Genomic DNA, 17,667 nt, shown 5'->3' with positions numbered 1-17,667 from the left:
TGTAATTTAATACACGCGCTTCTTGAGCGGCACGACCTCGACTTCGTTGGTCAGCGTGTGCATATGCACCGGCCGGTAATCGAAGCGGACCTCGCCGCGCCTGTCCATCCACGCGGCGGTGTGTTTCAACCAGTTTTTGTCATCGCGCTCCGGGAAATCGTCGCGGGCGTGCGCACCGCGGCTCTCGGTGCGATTCAGCGCGGACTTGATGCTTACCATCGCCTGGATCAACAGGTTTTCGAGTTCCAGCGTCTCGACGAGATCAGTGTTCCAGACAAGGGAGCGATCGGCGATCTTCACGTCGCGGAACGAATCCCACACGCCCTGCAGTTTCTGTATGCCTTCCTGAAGCAGTGGGCCGGTGCGGAATACGGCGCAATGCTGCTGCATCGCGCGCTGCATGTCGAGCCGGACCTTCGCTGTCGGCAGCGTGCCATTCGCGTGACGCAGTTTGTCGAAGCGGGCGAGGATCAGATCGGTGACCCCGGTGTTGAGTGTCTTGTGCGGCCGATCCTTCTTTATGTTGTCGCCGCACCAATTGGCCGCGGCGCGGCCGAACACGATCAGATCCAGCAGCGAATTGGAGCCGAGACGGTTGGCCCCGTGCACGGACACGCAAGCCGCCTCGCCAATGGCCATGAGGCCGGGCACGGGCGTGTCCGGGTTACCATCCTTGATGGTGACCGCCTGGCCGTGGTGATTCGTCGGCACGCCGCCCATGTTGTAATGCACGGTCGGCAGCACGGGGATCGGTTCCCGGGTGACGTCCACGCCGGCAAAGATGCGCGCAGTCTCGGCGATGCCCGGCAGCCGTTCGTGGATGACCTCGGGCCCCAGATGTTCGAGATGCAGATAGATGTGATCCTTCTCCGGGCCGGCACCGCGGCCCTGCAGGATTTCCATCGTCATGGAGCGGCTGACCACGTCACGCGAGGCCAGGTCCTTGGCGTTGGGTGCATAGCGCTCCATGAAGCGCTCGCCTGCGGCGTTGGTGAGAAAACCGCCCTCGCCGCGCACGCCCTCGGTGATGAGGCAGCCGGCGCCATAGACGCCGGTCGGATGGAACTGGATGAACTCCATGTCCTGCAGCGGCACCCCGGCACGCGCGGCCATGGCATTGCCGTCGCCGGTCTGGGTGTGGGCGCCGGTGCATGACAGCGCGATGCGCCCATAGCCGCCGGTGGCAAGCACCGTCTGATGGGCGCGGAAGCAGTGCAGGGTGCCGTCATCGAGCTTCCAGGCCAGCACGCCGTGACAGGCGCCGTCCTCGAACAGCAGATCAATGGCGAAATATTCGACGAAGAATTCCGCGTTGTGCTTGAGCGACTGCTGGTAGAGCGTATGCAGAATGGCGTGGCCGGTGCGATCCGCGGCGGCGCAGGTGCGCTGGGCCGTGCCCTTGCCATACTCGGTGGTCATGCCGCCGAAGGGCCGCTGATAAATTTTGCCGTCCTCGGTGCGTGAGAACGGCACGCCATAGTGTTCGAGTTCGATCACCGCCGGCACCGCCTCGCGGCACATGTATTCGATGGCGTCCTGATCGCCCAGCCAGTCGGAGCCTTTGACCGTGTCGTACATGTGCCAGCGCCAGTCGTCCGGTCCCATGTTGCCCAGCGCGGCGCTCATGCCGCCCTGCGCGGCGACGGTGTGCGAGCGGGTCGGAAAGACCTTGGTAATGCAGGCGGTCTTCAGGCCCTTGGCGGCCATGCCGAAGGTGGCGCGCAGTCCGGCGCCGCCCGCGCCGACCACGATGACGTCGTACTTGTGCTCAATCAGGTTGTAGGCCTTGTCCACGCCGCTTACGCTCCCAGATAAACCCTCAACACGGCGAGCGCCGCCATCAGGCCGAGCAGGATGGCGGCAAAACGCAGCGCGACCACGGCGGTCACCTTGACCCATTCGACGTGGATGTAATCCTCTAAAACGACCTGAATGCCGAGCTGGGCGTGATAGAAGAGTGTCACGATCAGCGCCAGCAGCAACGCGGCATGCCACGGTGAGCGCATCCAGGCGGCGGCGCTGGTGTAATCCGCACCGGCGAGATACACCACCGCCGCCACGAACCAGAGACAGAGTGGAACGAGCGCGACCGCGGTCAGCCGCTGCATCCACCAGTGATGAGTGCCGCCTTTGGCGGAGCCGAGGCCACGCACACGGCCGAGATCGGAACGCAGGTTCATGTTCATCATCGCCCCGCCCTCAAGCGGCGATCCACGTCGCCAGGGTGAGCACGGCAGTGGCAATCAGCACGGCATAACCCGAGGCGTACACCGTGGGGATGTCGAAACCGCAACCGGCGTCCCAGAAGAGGTGCCGGATGCCGTTGCACAGGTGATAGAAAAGCGAGGCCGACCAGGCAAACAGCAGGACCCTCATCAGCCAGCCGGCGAAGAAGACATGCGCCCTCGCGTAGGCATCGGGTCCGGCGGCGAGGGATACCAGCCAGCAGACCAGCAGCAGCGTTCCCAGCGACAGAAAAACGCCGGTGACGCGGTGCGTGATCGAAAGCACACTCGTCAATTGCGGGCGATAGACCTGCAGGTGAGGTGACAGAGGTCTAGATTGCGCCATGTTTTTTCCTCCATCCGTGCCAACAAACGCGTGCGCTCCACGCCGCGCCAGGCGTTTCATTCACGCAAGCAACCGTTGATTGGTAATTAACAGTTAGTTCAGAAGTCCACGCATTTACCCGCGCGTTCCCAGTCGCCGTAACGGGTCGGCTCCGGCCCCTTGGGCCCGCCGATCTCCACCGCTCGCGGTGTCGTGGACGCTGGTTTCTTCACTTCCATCGCAATCTCGCCCGCCTTAGGCGGGTGAGGATGATGGCGGATAGAATCTGTCATGGCGCGTGTCAACCGTGGGCCCGGAACAAGAAATAAAGTATGTTGAAAACGCCTTGTTTTTACAAGCGTAATGCTGCATTGCGGAATGGTCGGACATGACGGCGCCATCGACAGTCAAGCCATTACATCTGGTTTTGGGCCGTTCGCGAATTCTCGCTGTCGCGCTTTTCACCATCCACGCCGGCGCCTTCATCATCGCCTGTATTCTGGCTGTATCCGTAACGGTGCGCGCCGCGCTGGCGGCCGCCGTGTTACTCCATGCGGCACGGGCGTGGCGGGAGCACATACTTCATGCGGGCGGCGCCATTGGCGAACTCAAAGTGCGCACGGATGCGACCCTGGAAGTCAGGATTGGCGGGGAATGGCTGGATGCGGCGCTGCAAACGGCGGACGTGGTGCAACCCTGGTTTACTGTGCTGGTGCTTCGCGTGGGTCGCGGCACGCGCTCCGTATTGCTGCTGCCGGACAATGTCGCGGCGGATGATTTTCGCAGACTGCGCGTTTATCTGAATCTGGGCGCGTTACTGCCGGCAACATGAGGGAACCGTTTTCAGCGGTTATCCAGGTGCCGTGCCCGCCGCCGTTCGCGGCGCCGCACCTTGAAGGCAATCCACCACTTGCGCAGCGGCGTCAGGCCGATGCGCCGCTCGCGCAGATGAAAGCCGTCCATTTGCTCTTCATGCAGTGTATGCACGCACAACTCGGTCATGATCAGCGCCGGCACCTGCGCCAGCCGATCGGGCGGCGGCAGGGCGACAATGCCATTCAGCACGGTCTCGCGCACATGACCGGCCAGCAGGGCCATCAGCTCCGCCAGCGGTTCGTGGGCGGCGCGCAATAAATCATCGGCGAGGCCGAAGCGCCGGAGTTCCGACAGAGGCAGCCGCAGCAGGCCTATTCCCGCTTCGGCACGCAGATCGCGAAGCACGCGATGCAGACCGAGCGCCGTGCCCAGTGTCTCCACGGCGTCCAGGGTTTCCTCACCCGTATGGCCGCACAGCATCGCCGTCAGCCGCCACAAGCCGCCTTCATGCCGCCGGCAGGCCGCCATCAACGCCTGCATGTCGGCGTGGGTTTTCCGGCTGATCTCTTCATCCGCCACTTGCAGCCATTCATGCAGTACGCCGGGCTGCAATCGCGGCGCCGCCTGCGCCGTGTGCAGCACCACACTGGCGGGGTGCTGCGCCTCACCGCTGCGAAATAATTTATCCAATTCATCCGTCCACCAGGCGAGTTTCAGCCGCGCCACGCCTGGATCGGCGATCGTGCGCGGGATGCGGCGGATTTCCCCGGCCAGGGCGTGCAGCGCCAGCACGGCCTCCTGCCGGGGGGTCTTCAGTTGCAGTGTCGCGTAATAGAGATCGGAACCCGCCGGTGCGGCCATGTCGCGGCAATGGGCGGCGCAGGCGGCGGGCTCTAACATCTGCCGTTGAGCCAGACGAGGATGTCGGACGGCTGATTGATGATCGCGTCCGCACCCCAGGCGCGGGGATTGTCGTCCGTGTCGAGGTAACCGAAGGCCGCGACCAGCGTGTGCATGCCGGCGGCCTTGCCCGCCTGTACGTCCCGTTCCGCATCGCCGATGTACACGCATTGCGCCGGTTCAACGCCCGCCGCCCGCGCCGCGTGCAGCAGGGGGTTGGGATGCGGCTTGCGCGGCGTGACCGTATCGCCGCTGACAACGCAGGTCACGCGCTTGTCGAGCTGCATGGCGGCCAGCAGCGGATCGGTGAGCCACGCCGGCTTGTTGGTGACCACACCCCAGCGCAGCCCGAGCCGCTCAATTCCGGCCAGCACCGCCGCCATGCCGGGGAAGAGTTTCGTACGGACGCATAAATTTTCGCGATAGACATCCAGCAAGCGCTGCCGGCGGCGTTCGAAGTCCGGTTCCGTCTCCTGCCCGCCGAAGCCCAGGCGGATCAAGGCCCGTGCGCCATGCGACACCTGCGGTCGTATGTGCGCATAGGGCAGGGCGGGCCGCCTTTCTTCGGCCCGCACCGTATTCAGGGCGTAAGCGAGGTCAGGCCCGGTATCCGCCAGCGTGCCGTCCAGATCAAGCAACACCAACTGGCAGTGATGTGATGCCACGTCATCGCTCATCAGGTTTCCGAATCACGCGCCGCGCACGCAGGCGGCAAGGTAGTTGATGCCGACGTCATGCGACAGTGCGGCGGTGTTGCTGAAGGGATTGTAATCCTGGCCGGCGAGCGCCTTGAGTTCCAGATGGTTCGCGCGCGCCCAGCGCGCCAGTTCCGAGGGCCGGATGAATTTGCGGTAATCATGCGTACCGTGCGGCAGCAGATTCAGCAGATACTCGCCGCCCAGCACCGCCAAAAAATAGGCCCTGGCCGTGCGGTTCAAGGTGGAGAAGAACGCCCAACCGCCGGGCCGCAACACGCTTGCGCAATCGGCCACCAGCCGGGCCGGATCGGGGACATGTTCCAGCAGTTCCATGCAGCTAATGACATCGAATTGTCCGGCATATTCATTGGTGACGTTTTCAAGCAGCGCGCAACGGTAGTCGATGCGCAGCCCTGATTGCGTCGCGTGCGTGCCGGCAGCGGCGATGGCGGATTCAGCGGCATCAAGGCCGGTGACGGCGGCGCCGGCCCGCGCCATCGTCTCGCTCAAGATGCCGCCACCGCAGCCCACGTCCAGTACTTTTTTGCCGGCGAGGGGGCAGTGCTGTTCGATGAAACGCAGACGCACGGGGTTGATCGCGTGCAGGGTCTTGAAGGGGCCGTTATCATCCCACCAGCCGGGGGAGAGCGCGGCGAATTTGTCTATTTCACCGGTATCAACGTTCGGGGGCATGTTCGATGAAAAAATCATGCGCGTCACGCTCGAACTCATCGCCGCCTCAGCAGCGGGTCAACGTCCGGCGACGGATCGCTGAATCTGCGCGAATGACTGTATGAATGGTCTGGGGTTGTCTTTAATCAGCGCCCTGGGCAATTGCGCCCAGGCAGAGTGCGCCAGTTCCTTGTTGTCGAAGAGGCCGTAATACACCCGGAAAGGCAATTCGGGATCTTCAGTCGGAACGATCATCAATTCGAGTTTGGGAAATCTGGTCATCAGCTTCTCGACTTGCTTGATGCTTTGCACCGCGAACAATTGCAGGGTGTATTGATTCTGACCCTGCGCCTTGGCCCAGGCCGGGCCCCGCTTTGCCACGGGCCGTGTTTCCTGCCTGCTCTGCGCGGGGATATCCTCGACCACGCGGAAACCGGTGCAGTCATCGCCCTGGGCCGGGCCGGACTCGCGCGAGGCGGAGGTGAGCGACTCGGCGCGATCCCGGTAACAGCCGCCGCGCACCGTGTGGCCGCTGCCTTCCCAGGCCTTGCCGTCGGTGGGCGCGCCTTGATAGTTGTCATGCCAGCCGTCCTGCACCCATTCGCGCACGTTGCCGACCATGTGATAGAGCTTGAAGTTGTTGCGGTTGACCGTGTGATCCGATCGCGGCAGGGGGGAATCCACGGGTCCCTGGTAGGAGAAACGTGCGTGCGTGGGCAGCAATTCGTCGCCGAAGGGATAACGCGAAGTAGTGCCGGCGCGGGCGGCGTATTCCCACTCGGCCTCGGTCGGCAGGCGATAGGAATGCCCCGTGGCCTTCGACAGCCATTCGGCGTACGCCGTGGCGTCCGCCCAACTGACATTCACCACCGGGAAATCGGCGCCCTGCCACGGTTGCGGCGGGCAGGAGCGGCTGGTGGCTTTGCAAAATGCCTCGAATTCACCGCTGCTGACTTCATACAGCGACACGGCCAGGTTGCGGGGGATGGTGACCTTGTGCGCCGGCTCCGCATGCGGCGCGCCGCCGCCCATGGTGAATTCTCCCGCCGGCAATACCGCGAGGATGGGGCCGACGCCGCCGTCATTCATGCCGTCGCGGCAGAAGGGCTTGCGTTCCTTGGCCAGATCGGCGTAACACTCCAACGTTCTCTTTTGCTTCGCGGTGGTCTTGGCTTCCGGAGCCGCGGCTTCCGCCGGCTCCTGTTTGGCGGCAGTTTCCGCCTCGGTTTCCACGGAGCTGGCCTTCTCCGCCTCGGGTGGTGTTTTTTCCGCTGCCGTTTCTTTCTTTGACGTTGCCGCGGCCGCCACGGCGGTCGCTGCAGTCACTGCGGCAGCGGTCGCGGCAGCCTTCTCGGTTTCGGGTGGTGTTTTTTCCGCCGCCGTTTCTTTCTTTGGCGCACCTGCGGGCGCTGTGGCGGCGGGCGCGACCGCCGTTGCTGCCGTGGAGGCCGCCGCCGCGGTCGGCGTCGCGGCTTCAGGCGGTATCTCCGGCTTGGATTCCGCAGGCGCTGCCGGCGGTGGTGGAGTGGCGGGTGCATTTTTGGCAACCTGGACGGGCGCCGCGGGGGCGGGCGCGGGCGGCGGCGTAACAGGTGTTGCCGCGGGCGCGGCAGGCGCTGGCGTGCCGGCCGTCTGGGCGGCGCGCAATTTGGCGAGTTTTTCCGCCGCTTCCTTGAAGCGTTCGCCGTTAAATTCCATCTGATCCGCGAAATGGAGCAGGACATCCTCGCGGTTCAGCACTTCCTTGTCGTCACCCAGGCCCAGCAGCGCCTCCTCTTTGATGATTTCACTGTATGTGCCGTCGACCAGATCGCGATAGGGGGGGGATTGTCTGAGATTGCCGCGTTCGCTCTCACTCAGGGCCGCCCAGTCCGCCAGGAAACGATCCAGGCTTTCTTTTTTCCAGTCCGCCTTGTGGACGAAATCCTCCACCAGTGGAGACGATGGCGCAGCGCTGGGAGCGGGTGGCGTTGCCGTGGGGGGCGACGCCGCTTCGGGGGGTGGCGATTCCGGCGCCGGCGGCGGATTTTCGGCGATGGGGGCGGTGGGTTGTCCGCCATACAAAAAATAAATTCCAGCACCGACGGCGATGACCGCGATGGCCGCCGCCACCAGCCACAGCGATCGCCGTGACGACTCGGAGGGTATGGGGAGCGGAGACAGTTTGATGCCCTGCAGGGTGGTGCTGCTTTTCTCCCCCAAGTCGACCGGCGGCGTGGGAGATGGACGGTAGGGCATCAGCGACGTGGTCCCGCTGTACAGACCATCAAGCAAACGCGCGCGCTGTTCGCGATATTGGGCCAGCGTGAGATGGCCTTGCGCGTAGTCGCGGCTGAGTTGACGCAGTGTGATGGTCTCGCTCATATCCCCTTATGACGTGCGCGGTGGTGTGAGGCCGTCAGACGTAATCAGCCGCTCATTTCCTGCAGCAGGCGGAAACCGGTTTCGTCGTCGCCCTTGCCGTCGGAGGGCTTCTCCACCGAGACGCCGCAGTCGCCGAAGTTGTCCTTGAAAGCGCCGCCGCGCGCCACCACGCCGGCGCCGTTGGTGGCCCATTCCTGCGCGTTGCCGATGTAGTTGTACAGTCCCCAGCCGTTGGGTTTGCCGGCGTTGGCGTCCATCAGCGACTGCCCCTTGATGACCTGGCCGTTCAATTCGACGCGGCAGTTGTAATCCTTTTTGGGCTGCTTGCCGCCGGCATCGGCGGCGTAGGACCACTCCTTCACCGTGGGCAGGCGGTATTTTTTGCCGGTGCGTTCGGTGAGCCATTTTGCATAACCATCGACATCGCTGATCGAGATGCCGGTCACCGGCAGGATTTTGTCGTCGTTATTGATGCCGGCGCACTTGCCGGTGAGTTTGCAATACAAGTTGTAATCGGCAATCGTTATTTCATATTTGCTGATGGCGAACGGCTTCGGAATATCGCCACCCGCCGGGATCACCACCATGATGGGGCCGCGGGCCTTGTCGGTGACCATCTCATAGCAACTGCCCTTCTTGCGCTCGCCGTAGCCGGCGAGATCGAGCGTGCAAGGCTGTTTGGAGGGCGGCGGCGGCGGCAGCGGCGCACCGGTGACCGCCTCCTCACTGGGTGCCGCCGTTTCCTTGCCGGGGGCGGCGGGGTGCATGGCGGCATCGAGTTCGCGCCGCGCCCTGGCCAGAACACCACTGTCCTTCCACACCGCCTCGGCCTTGGCGAGCTGCGTGTTGGCCTCGTCAAACTTGCTGGCCTTGAAGGCGCCGCGGAAGGCATCGTATGCGGTTTCCGCCTGGGTGCGCTTGTCGCGCATCGCATTGAACAGCCGGTTGAGTTCGGCGTCGTTGGCGTGCTGATCCATGGCGGCCTTGAGTTCCTCGGCCTTGGCGGCATCCGGCAGGCCCAAGGCCACCTTGAACTCGCCCAGGGCCTTGGTCAGGTTGCCGGCGTTCAGGAGGTCACCAATGGCCGCGTATTTGGCGGAGACGACCGGCGCCACCGCCGCCAACTTCTCGATGTCGGGATTGCCGGGAAACAATTTCTTCAGCGTTTCGACGAGCGGACCGGACTCCTCCGGGCGATCCTTCACCGCATCATAGCGTTTGAGTGAACTGGAGATCAGGTCCGGCTCCAGTGCCGCGTACTTCTGCGGATCGACGTTTTTGATCTCGTCGATCTGCCCCTGGATGGCGTTGAGATCCAACGCGGCATTGCCCGCGAACAGCTTGCGCAATTCGGCCGAATTGCCATCAACGGTGTAGGCCTTGACGGCCTGTGTCAGTGCGGTGGAACCGGGCGCGACCTCCAGTCCCGCCTTGGCGAGCTTCAGGGCGGCGGAGTAATCCTTGGCCTTGCCCTTCTCCGAAGCGAGTTTCTCATAAGCGTCGGCGAGCAGCACGGGCGCATCCTGTTTGACGAATACGTCGTCGGCGCCGAGCATGCCCTTCAAGGCATCCAGCGTCTGGCGCGCGGCATTGACATCCTTGGCCTTGGCCTGGGTGACGAGGGTCTGCTTCTGCTGCTCGATCTGGGCCTTGAGCGCCTTCTCCTCCTCGGCCTTCTTGGCGGCTTCCTCGGCCTGCGCCAGTTGCTGGCGTTCCGTGGTGATGACCTGCGTCCCCGGCGCGATGTGCTCACCCTTGTCGAGGATGCTGCCGGCCTCGGCGAAGCGCTGCGCCTTCAGCATTTCCGCGGCCTTGTCGGTGTAAAGCTTGGCGATGGCCTCATGCGTCTGCTTGATCCAGGCGTCGTCGGCGGGCAGGCGGCTCTCCACGTCAAGCAGCGCGGCCTGTATCTGCGCCTCCCATGCCGGTTCGAGTTTGGCGCTGGCCAGGAGGCTCCCGACCTTGCCCTTGCCCTCGTCGATCACCTTCTGTTGTTCCTGGGCGATGGTTTGTTGATCGCCCGCCGGCAGCGCGGACAACGAGTTCTTCAGGGTCTCCGCGATTTGCTGGTACGTCGGCTTCAGATTGACGGCATTCAGCATCAGACCGTAGTCGTTGCGCAGGCCGTCGACGCGTTTCCAGTCCGCGAGGCTGGCGATCGAGGCCGGCACTGCGGCCTCGATCAGCGGCTTCAGTTTTTCCGCCACCGCGGCCAGCGCCGGGCTGTCCGGGTTGAGTGTGGCCAGCTTGATGACGTTGTCGCGCAGCGCGCCGAAATCCGCCAGCGCGGCGGCCTTGCCAACCGCGTCCTCCAGCGTCTTCTCCAGGGTTTGTTTCTCGATGGCGGCCTTGATCCGGTAGCCGGTGTTCTGGAACAGCAGGCTGTTTTTGACCACGCCGATCTTCTCGCCGGTTTCGACCAGCAGGTTGGCGTGTTCGATGTCGTTGCCCTTCAAGGCGTCCTCGGCGGCCTGCGTGTACGCGGCGGGCAGGCGTGCGTCGGAGAGCAGGGCGTATTTGGGATCGATCTTGCCGACATCCGCCAGCACGTTGACCATGTTGTCGGGATCCTTGTCGTCCGCCAGCAGCTTGTTGCCCTTCAGGGCCTCGTTGAAGCGGCGGATGATGTCGGAGAATTTCTGGCTGATGCGCTCATCCAGCTGCTCATCGATGTCCTTGGATTTCACGGAGTCGGGAAACAGCGCCAGGGCCTGGCTGGAAAGCGCCTTGGCCTCGGCGAATCTCTGTTCGCTGACGAGCTTTTGAATCTGCGTCTCGAAATAGGCCAGGATGGGATCGCGTGCGTTTCTTTTGACGATCGCCTGATCATCGGCGTTGAGCGCGGTCAGTTCGGTCAGTTTCGCGCTCATGACCTCGGGCGATATGTTGCTCTGGCTCATGGCGCTGGTGAGTTCATCCACCTCCTTGCGGTGCAGGTAATTGATCGTCGGCACGATGCCGATGGCGGCAATGAGGGCCAGCGCCGCCGGCACCATGATGAACGGATTCTGGTAGACGCTCCTTTTGTCCTCCAGCTGGGTGACGAACTCCTGGATGGTCTTGCTGCGCTTGTCGCGTGAAAAGGCCAGGCCGCGGGCGAGGGCCTTGTTCTGGCGGCGGTTCAAACCCTTGATGGGCGCCGGCGCGAGTTTGTTGGCGCGCGCCTGGTTGGCCGGCATCTTGTTGAAGGGATGGCGGCCGGTCAGCAGTTCATAGGCGACACAGGCCAGCGCGTAAATGTCGTCCTGCGGCACGGGGTCCATGCCGTCCAGCATCTCGGCGCTGGCATAGGCGGGCGTCAGCGCGCCGAGCTTGCTGGGATCGAACAGCGTCTTCTCGCCCTCGCCGGCACCGGGGTTCTTCACCGCACGGGCGATGCCGAAGTCCAGCACCTTGACGTCGCCGCTCTTGAGCAGGAAACAGTTGCCCGGTTTGAAATCGGAGTGAACGATCCTGCGTTCGTGCGCGTAATTCAGCGCCGCCCCCAGTCCCTTGACGATCCTGAGCGCGGCGGGGAAGGGAATGCCGTTTTTGTGTTTGACGACCTTCTTGATGTAGGTATTGAGCGGCTGGCCCTCCATCAACTCCATGGTGAGGAAGACCGTACTGCCGGTGCGGTCGAAGTCGTACACCGTGGCGATGTTCGGATGCGCCAGTTTTTGCTGACGGCTGGCTTCACGCTGCAACGCTATGAATGAATCCGGGTGTTGCTTGAAGTCCTCGTTCAACACCTTGAGGGCGACGAAGGGATTCCTGTCGCGGGCCTCCTCCTTGAGCAGATCGACGCCGCGGTACACCGTGCCCATGCCGCCGACACCCAGCACCTCCATCAAACGGAAGCGCTCTTTCAATATCGTGCCGGGGCCGATGATCTGGCCATCGGCCAGCGTTTGTTTGATGGGGGTCTTGACGCCGGTGCCCGTCGTACTGCCCGAGGTGCTGGTGGGCCAGGAACCGCCGCTGGGGGCACTGGGGCCGCTCGGGCCGCTGGTCTCAAAATCGGAGCCGCCGGTGACATCGAAACCGGTGTCCGCAGTGGCCGAGGTATTGGTCACCACCGTCTTCTCATAGCCACTTCCCGCGGGCGCTTCCGCCTTGGTCTGGTCCAACACCTGCGTTTTGTCCGGCATGCCGCCGGCAAAGACGGTGGCCTCGGCCTTGGCTTCGGCCGCGCTCACCTTCACGCCCGCGCTTTTTTGCGCCTGGACCTTGAGCCTGGCGAAGGTCTGCGCATCGAGCAGGCCGCTGGCGAAGGCTTCACCGAGTTGCGCCATGATTTGCGTCAGCAACTTTGGATTCTTGGCCAGCACCTTGTCGAGGCTCTGGACAATCACCTCCAGTTTGAGCTGGCCCTTGGAGTAGGCTTGCAACGCTGTCTTTAAGTCAGCCACAGTGCACCTCACTGAGAAAAATCATTTTCATGATCACACCGAATTTTGTTTGACGTCGATGACCGAGACGGTGACATTGTCGATGGCGCCGCGCGACAGGGTGACATCGATGAGCGTCTGCGCCGCCTCGTGCAGGTCCGGTTTGGCGAGAATCTGTGCTATCTCCGGATCGGTGACATGTTTGTCGAGGCCGTCCGAGCAGAGCAGGAACCGATCGCCATTTTGCAATTCCTGGATATCCATTTCGAGATACAAGTCGGGCGCGGCGCCGACGGCGCGGGTCACCATGTTGCCGGCCGGGTGTATCGCCGCCTCCTCGCGCGTCAGCAATCCCTGCTCGACGTAGGATTCGACCTGGGAATGATCGGTGGTGAGTTGTTTTAATTCATTGCCGCGCCGCCGGTAAATCCGGCTGTCACCCGCCCACATGAGAATTCCGTACTGTCCGAAGGTGATCAGCACCACCACCGTGCTGCCGCTGGTCTGCTGGGTCTGCGCCGCCATGTCCACCAGTTTGCGGTTGACGCTGAGCAGGGCCTCCTCGACGCGATCGACATAGGAACTCAGGTTGGCGGCGGGTTCCACCTTGGCCAGTGTGTTGACGATCATCTGGCTCGCCAGATCTCCGCTGGCGTGCCCGCCCATGCCGTCGGCGACCACCCACAGTCCCGCGTCGGCGCGATCCAGGCAGGAATCCTCGTTGTGTTTGCGGACATTGCCCGTGTGGGTGAGGGTGGTGGATGTCCAGGTAAAGGGCAGGGCGCTCATGGTATTCACGCGTCGGTGTGGTACTTCACGATTTCTACCGGATTTTCGTTGAACGCGCGGCCCAGGCTGATCATGCCGGAACCGGTCAGCGGCGCCTCCTCGCGGCGCAGGAAGGTTTCGTTGCCGGTCTCGTTGGATTTGATATAGGTGCCATTGGTGCTTTGATCGACGATGAAAAATTTGCCGCGGCGCAATTCGATGCGCACGTGCATGCGCGAGGCCAGCGTTTCCTCGACGGCAATATCCGCGCCCGTGCTGCGGCCCAGCGTGGCCGCGGAGCGTTCCTCATTGAGGACCACGTTGCTTTTGCGATAGGTCAGCTGCAGTTTGGCCTTGGGCGCGGACACGGCCGGCATGATGCCGGTGGACATGCGCGTGACGTCCTCCTCCTGCCAGATGATTTCGTAGATGTCGATGGTTTCCTTCTTGCCCTTGACCGGCGCCCGGTCGATGAAGCGGGCGCTGGCGCGCAATGCGGGCGGCAACAGGTCGACGGTGTACTGCGTGGTGATGATCTGTCCGGCCTTGGCCTGCGACACCATGCGCGCGGCGACGTTGACCGAATCACCGAAGATGTCGCCCTTCTCCTGAATGGCGGGGCCGTATTGCAGACCGACGCGGATGCGGAGTTTCACCGGCCCGTGTGCGGTGTGCTCGGTGGCTTCATCCTCCAGCGTTTCATGCATGTCGCAGGCGGCGGTGACCGCGCCCTCGGCGTTGGCGAAGGTGCACATCACTTCATCGCCGATGGTCTTGATGACCGTGCCCTTGTGGCGTCTGATGATTTCCGTCAGCAGCGCCAGACAGGAGGCGACCTTGTGACGCGCGGCCGCGTCGCCCAGCGTTTCAAACAGCTTGGTGCTGCCGCTGATATCGGCAAACAGGATGGCAAGATTGGTGTTGCGACCGAGCATGGCGATTAAATGTCAGAAATTTCCGCGATACGGACGGACCGGCGCACGGGAATGCAACACGCCAGTTTTCATCTGTGCGTTGGACTTAACGGTTGGTCTCATCGAGCATCCCCCCGGCTTTACCTTTCCGGCGTACTACTTCATTATTATAAATATCCCGAGATTTTCTTAATTCCCCAAAACTCATCCCAGACTGCTGCCAAAAGTTGCGGCGCTTCCCAGAATAAAATCCAACCGGATGAAGACATTCTGGGAACTTTCTATAGAATAACAGAAAATGGCCGGAAGTTGCCTGCAACCCCACAAATCCCGGGCATGACCATGCGATTAAACGACAAACTGACATCCGTTTTATTCGGGTTATGTCTCGCGGGTTTCGCGCTGGCGGAACCGGCGGCGGACAAATCCCCGGGCAATGCCCCGGCCAAACCGGCGGCCGAAGACACGACGAATCCCGCCAACAACTGGGTGCAGCCCACCTTGCAGGCCGAAGACATGGAGACGCTGATTAAAACGCTGCCCATTGAACAGCGTGACGGCGTATTGAATGATCCCAAGGTGTTTGAAAGTCTGGTAAAACAGGAGGCGGTCAACCGCGCCTTGATCAATGCCGCGCACAGTAATGGCCTGGAGAAGGAGCCGCTGATCCAGAAGTTGATGCAGCGCGGTGCCGATCGCGTCATGGCCGAGGTTTACCTCAACCGGGTGATAGTCAGCAACCTGCCCGCCGGCTATCCGACAGAGGCGCAGATCAAGGAGTACTTCGACAAGAACAAGGCGAAGTTCCAGACCCCCGAGCGCATGCATTTGTGGCAAATCTTCCTGCCGGTGCCGGAGGGCGCGAGCGATGCCGCTGTGGCCGAGGTCAAAAAGCAGGCGGAATCCATCGCCAAGACCATCAGACAGGGCAAACAGGATTTCAGCGCCGCCGCCAGCCAGTATTCCAAAGACCAGCGCAGCCGGCTGAACGGCGGTTATCTTGGGCTGCTGCAACTCAATGATTTGATTCCGGAAGTACGCACAGCCGCCGGGGCGCTGAAGGCGGGTGGTGTGAGCGATCCCATACGTTCCAAACAGGGGTTTCACATCATCAAAAAGGGCGACGTTGTGCCAGCCCAAAGCCTGCAACTCTCGGACATCAATAACGGCCAGATCAGGCAGTTGATGATTCAGGAGAAGATAGCGGAGGTGCGGATGGGTGCGCTCAAGAAAATTCAGGACACCTATCCGGTGAAGTATGACGATACGCAGCTGGAGTCGTGGCGGCAGAAAATCAAATCCGAACTGGAGACCAGGCCCGAGGCCAAAACTGCCGACACAGGCAAGGGGGACAATTCCGTCAAACCCTGACCGCCAGACCGGCCCCCGGTATGCGAAATTGAACACCGATTACGGCCGAAATTTGATGTCTCCGCGGTCATTCAGGACGCACTCTCTTTTTGTTGAAAAAAGCGCCAATTCTCAAAAAGTTAACGAAAATTCATTTCGTATGACTTAAATTGCAATCGATGGGTATGTATTGTTATACTTTCCAGACTAAAAATGTACGCCGTCAGGGGCACGGATTTCCCTGAATTGTTAGGAACACGCCCCATCCTTGAAATAAAAATCAAGGATGATGTTTTGGCGTGCGTATCGGCTTGATGGGTACATGAAAACAACAAGGGGGAGTGTGAGACTTGCTTTCGCTCTGATGTTGGGGCTGTTGCCTGTTTGGCCCGTCCTCGCCGGCGCTCCCGTATCGCCCGATGTCGTGCGTCCCGGCGCCTTGCGTCCGGGAGAAGAACGCCCGGTCACCACGCCGCCCACCCCACCGGGCGACTTGTTCAAGGTTCCCCGCGTCGTCGATCGCCCGCTTGACATCGACGCGGGCCCCAAGGTGATGGTCACGAAGTTCAATCTGGTCGACGTCGTTGATCGCCCGCAGCAAAAAATCACCGTCGCCGACGTGCAGGCGCTGGTGGATGGCAAACTCAAGGAACGCCCCGAAGGTTTCACCGTCGGCCGCTTGCAGGAGGTGGCCAACGCGGTCACCCAGTATTACCGCACCAAGGGGCTGATTCTGGCCCAGGCCTTCATCCCGGTGCAGAACGTTCAAGGCGGCGTCGTCAACCTCCAGGTGCGGGAAGGCGTACTCGGCCGCGTCGTCGTTGAAGGCAATCAGCAATATGACTCTGATTTAATCGACGTACCTTTCACTGACTTGATCGGCAAGCCGGTGACCAAGGAGGCCACTGAAACGGCGTTGCTGCGGCTGACCGATTATCCCGGCCTGGGTCTCTTCGGCGTGTTTCAACCCGGCCAGCAGGTGGGCACCACCGACATGGTGATCAAGGTGCAGAAGGAAAAGCGTTTCGAAGGTAATGTCCGCTATGACAATTACGGCCTGGCGGAAACCGGCCGCAAGCGCGGACGCCTGGAAGTATCTTGGAATGACCCCACCAACAGCGCCGACCAGCTGACGGTCTCGAGCCAGGTGACCCACACGCCGGCCAATCTGTTTTTTTACAGCATCGATTACGAACGCCCCATGTTCGGCCCGGAGAACAAGGCCACGATTGGATTCAACCGCACCGCGTTTGATGTCGGCGGCAACGCGCAAATACAAAGCCAGCAGCTCTCGGGCCTGACGGAAAATTCCCATGTGGATATCGAACATTCATTCATTCGCAGCCGCGAGCTGAACTTCTCCGCCAAGATCGGCATCGAGCGCAAGGAGTCCATCACCCACAGCCGCACCCGCGACATCAGCCGTGACGACCTGGCGATGGTGACGGGCACGATGAATGTGGATTCGGTGGATACCCGCTTCGCCGGACTGAACACGGCGGAGATTGATTTCAGTCATGGATTTCCCAATTTTCTCGGCGCCATGGGCGATCAGGACTCCGCGAATGACTCGCGGCCCAACAACCGGCCCAGCCGCCGCGGCGCCTCCGGCAATTTCGCCGACGGCATCTTCAACAAGCTGTTCTTCACCGCCTCGCGCCTGCAAAGCATGTCCATCGTGGGCAAATGGCTGAACAAGCCGGAGTGGTTCAAGGGCCAGTCCATGCAATTCCGGGCCGAGGGTCAGTACTCGGACGACCTGCTGGTGCCTCTCGAACAATATGCCATCGGCGGCCCGAACAACGTGCGCGCCTATCAGCCCACCGAAGTCCTGTTCGACAAGGCCCTGTTCTTCTCCGGGGAATACATCATCAACGCCCCCGGATTCGCCGACAAACCGGCCTTCAGCGGCAAGACGTGGGGTGAATTGCTGCAGTTTTCGCTGTTCTACGACGTGGCCTTCGGCGAGCGCAACGAGCCGCTCAGAACCGATGTCGCGTCGGGCAATTACAATGGCGCGGGCTTCGCCATCTCGTTCAACAACCAGAATGTGTTCAGTTCCAAGTTCATCGTCGCCGCCCCCATTGGCAGGCCGTTGACGGCCAACGACCGTTATCCCCAATTCTGGGCGGATTTCAATTATTTCTTTTAGGTGCGTGTGAAGCAGTTCACAGAAAACCGAGCATAAGCTGATTACGATTATTTAGATAACGAGAACGAAATAATAGCGAGGCAGGATGCCCGCAGGTGATGTGCCCAACGGAG

General features: G+C 61.9%; 14 protein-coding genes. 3 read left to right on the top strand and 11 right to left on the bottom strand.

What is annotated here, in order from left to right; all coding sequences use genetic code 11:
- Positions 1–6: 6 nt before the first annotated feature.
- From sdhA to VMH34_03210, 4 genes are all read right to left on the bottom strand, one after another.
- Complete coding sequence (gene sdhA, locus VMH34_03225; GenBank protein HTT07785.1) at positions 7–1,794, bottom strand: succinate dehydrogenase flavoprotein subunit; 1,788 nt, start codon at positions 1,792–1,794, stop codon at positions 7–9.
- Between the two features lie 5 nt (positions 1,795–1,799).
- Positions 1,800–2,189: a succinate dehydrogenase, hydrophobic membrane anchor protein gene (sdhD, locus tag VMH34_03220; protein ID HTT07784.1), complete on the bottom strand. Its 390-nt coding sequence runs from the start codon at positions 2,187–2,189 to the stop codon at positions 1,800–1,802.
- A 10-nt stretch (positions 2,190–2,199) separates the two neighbouring features.
- A complete protein-coding gene (gene sdhC, locus VMH34_03215; protein HTT07783.1) occupies positions 2,200–2,571 on the bottom strand; it encodes a succinate dehydrogenase, cytochrome b556 subunit in 372 nt (123 codons plus the stop codon).
- A 98-nt stretch (positions 2,572–2,669) separates the two neighbouring features.
- Positions 2,670–2,789: a DUF1674 domain-containing protein gene (locus tag VMH34_03210; protein ID HTT07782.1), complete on the bottom strand. Its 120-nt coding sequence runs from the start codon at positions 2,787–2,789 to the stop codon at positions 2,670–2,672.
- Between the two features lie 149 nt (positions 2,790–2,938).
- On the opposite strand from VMH34_03210, the gene VMH34_03205 reads away from it, so the two are divergent.
- Positions 2,939–3,382, top strand: a complete 444-nt coding sequence (locus tag VMH34_03205; protein ID HTT07781.1) for a protein YgfX — start codon at positions 2,939–2,941, stop codon at positions 3,380–3,382.
- 11 nt (positions 3,383–3,393) lie between these two features.
- Here the strand turns inward: VMH34_03205 and VMH34_03200 are convergent, their stop codons facing one another.
- The 7 genes from VMH34_03200 to VMH34_03170 are packed head-to-tail and all read right to left on the bottom strand — an operon-like array spanning position 3,394 to position 14,073.
- Entirely contained in the window at positions 3,394–4,266 is an 873-nt protein-coding gene (locus VMH34_03200) for a squalene/phytoene synthase family protein (protein ID HTT07780.1), read from the bottom strand.
- A complete protein-coding gene (locus VMH34_03195; protein HTT07779.1) occupies positions 4,260–4,943 on the bottom strand; it encodes an HAD-IA family hydrolase in 684 nt (227 codons plus the stop codon). The genes VMH34_03200 and VMH34_03195 overlap by 7 nt, the downstream gene beginning before the upstream one ends.
- Positions 4,944–4,955: 12 nt before the next feature.
- Positions 4,956–5,657, bottom strand: coding sequence for a bifunctional 2-polyprenyl-6-hydroxyphenol methylase/3-demethylubiquinol 3-O-methyltransferase UbiG (gene ubiG, locus VMH34_03190; protein ID HTT07778.1), 702 nt, complete (start codon positions 5,655–5,657; stop codon positions 4,956–4,958).
- A 57-nt stretch (positions 5,658–5,714) separates the two neighbouring features.
- Complete coding sequence (locus VMH34_03185; protein ID HTT07777.1) at positions 5,715–8,000, bottom strand: SUMF1/EgtB/PvdO family nonheme iron enzyme; 2,286 nt, start codon at positions 7,998–8,000, stop codon at positions 5,715–5,717.
- 44 nt (positions 8,001–8,044) lie between these two features.
- Positions 8,045–12,391 (bottom strand): protein kinase, encoded by a 4,347-nt coding sequence (locus VMH34_03180; protein HTT07776.1) that lies wholly within the window; start codon positions 12,389–12,391, stop codon positions 8,045–8,047.
- Between the two features lie 33 nt (positions 12,392–12,424).
- Positions 12,425–13,159 (bottom strand): protein phosphatase 2C domain-containing protein, encoded by a 735-nt coding sequence (locus VMH34_03175; protein HTT07775.1) that lies wholly within the window; start codon positions 13,157–13,159, stop codon positions 12,425–12,427.
- Positions 13,160–13,164: 5 nt separating this feature from the next.
- A complete protein-coding gene (locus tag VMH34_03170) occupies positions 13,165–14,073 on the bottom strand; it encodes an adenylate/guanylate cyclase domain-containing protein (GenBank protein HTT07774.1) in 909 nt (302 codons plus the stop codon).
- A gap of 315 nt (positions 14,074–14,388) precedes the next feature.
- Between VMH34_03170 and VMH34_03165 the strand changes: the two genes are divergently transcribed.
- Both VMH34_03165 and VMH34_03160 read left to right on the top strand, forming a co-directional pair.
- The gene (locus VMH34_03165; GenBank protein HTT07773.1) at positions 14,389–15,423 is read left to right on the top strand and encodes a peptidylprolyl isomerase; all 1,035 of its coding nucleotides are present in this window, start codon (positions 14,389–14,391) and stop codon (positions 15,421–15,423) included.
- A 355-nt stretch (positions 15,424–15,778) separates the two neighbouring features.
- Positions 15,779–17,554 (top strand): ShlB/FhaC/HecB family hemolysin secretion/activation protein, encoded by a 1,776-nt coding sequence (locus VMH34_03160; protein HTT07772.1) that lies wholly within the window; start codon positions 15,779–15,781, stop codon positions 17,552–17,554.
- The last annotated feature ends 113 nt before the right edge of the window (positions 17,555–17,667 follow it).

The organism is Gammaproteobacteria bacterium (assembly GCA_035501935.1).
Lineage (GTDB): Bacteria > Pseudomonadota > Gammaproteobacteria > JAJPIJ01 > JAJPIJ01 > JAJPIJ01.
Note: the sequence above shows the minus strand (reverse complement) of the source record. Positions and strands in the feature narration are given on the sequence as shown.

Bases quoted from the DNA above. Each gene is read 5' to 3' on its own strand.
- VMH34_03210 (HTT07782.1), bottom strand. From the start codon at position 2,789: ATGGAAGTGAAGAAACCAGCGTCCACGACACCGCGAGCGGTGGAGATC.
- VMH34_03185 (HTT07777.1), bottom strand. From the start codon at position 8,000: ATGAGCGAGACCATCACACTGCGTCAACTCAGCCGCGACTACGCGCAA.
- VMH34_03175 (HTT07775.1), bottom strand. From the start codon at position 13,159: ATGAGCGCCCTGCCCTTTACCTGGACATCCACCACCCTCACCCACACG.
- VMH34_03170 (HTT07774.1), bottom strand. From the start codon at position 14,073: ATGCTCGGTCGCAACACCAATCTTGCCATCCTGTTTGCCGATATCAGC.
- VMH34_03205 (HTT07781.1), top strand. From the start codon at position 2,939: ATGACGGCGCCATCGACAGTCAAGCCATTACATCTGGTTTTGGGCCGT.
- VMH34_03200 (HTT07780.1), bottom strand. From the start codon at position 4,266: ATGTTAGAGCCCGCCGCCTGCGCCGCCCATTGCCGCGACATGGCCGCA.
- ubiG (HTT07778.1), bottom strand. From the start codon at position 5,657: ATGCCCCCGAACGTTGATACCGGTGAAATAGACAAATTCGCCGCGCTC.
- sdhD (HTT07784.1), bottom strand. From the start codon at position 2,189: ATGATGAACATGAACCTGCGTTCCGATCTCGGCCGTGTGCGTGGCCTC.
- sdhC (HTT07783.1), bottom strand. From the start codon at position 2,571: ATGGCGCAATCTAGACCTCTGTCACCTCACCTGCAGGTCTATCGCCCG.
- VMH34_03195 (HTT07779.1), bottom strand. From the start codon at position 4,943: ATGAGCGATGACGTGGCATCACATCACTGCCAGTTGGTGTTGCTTGAT.
- VMH34_03165 (HTT07773.1), top strand. From the start codon at position 14,389: ATGACCATGCGATTAAACGACAAACTGACATCCGTTTTATTCGGGTTA.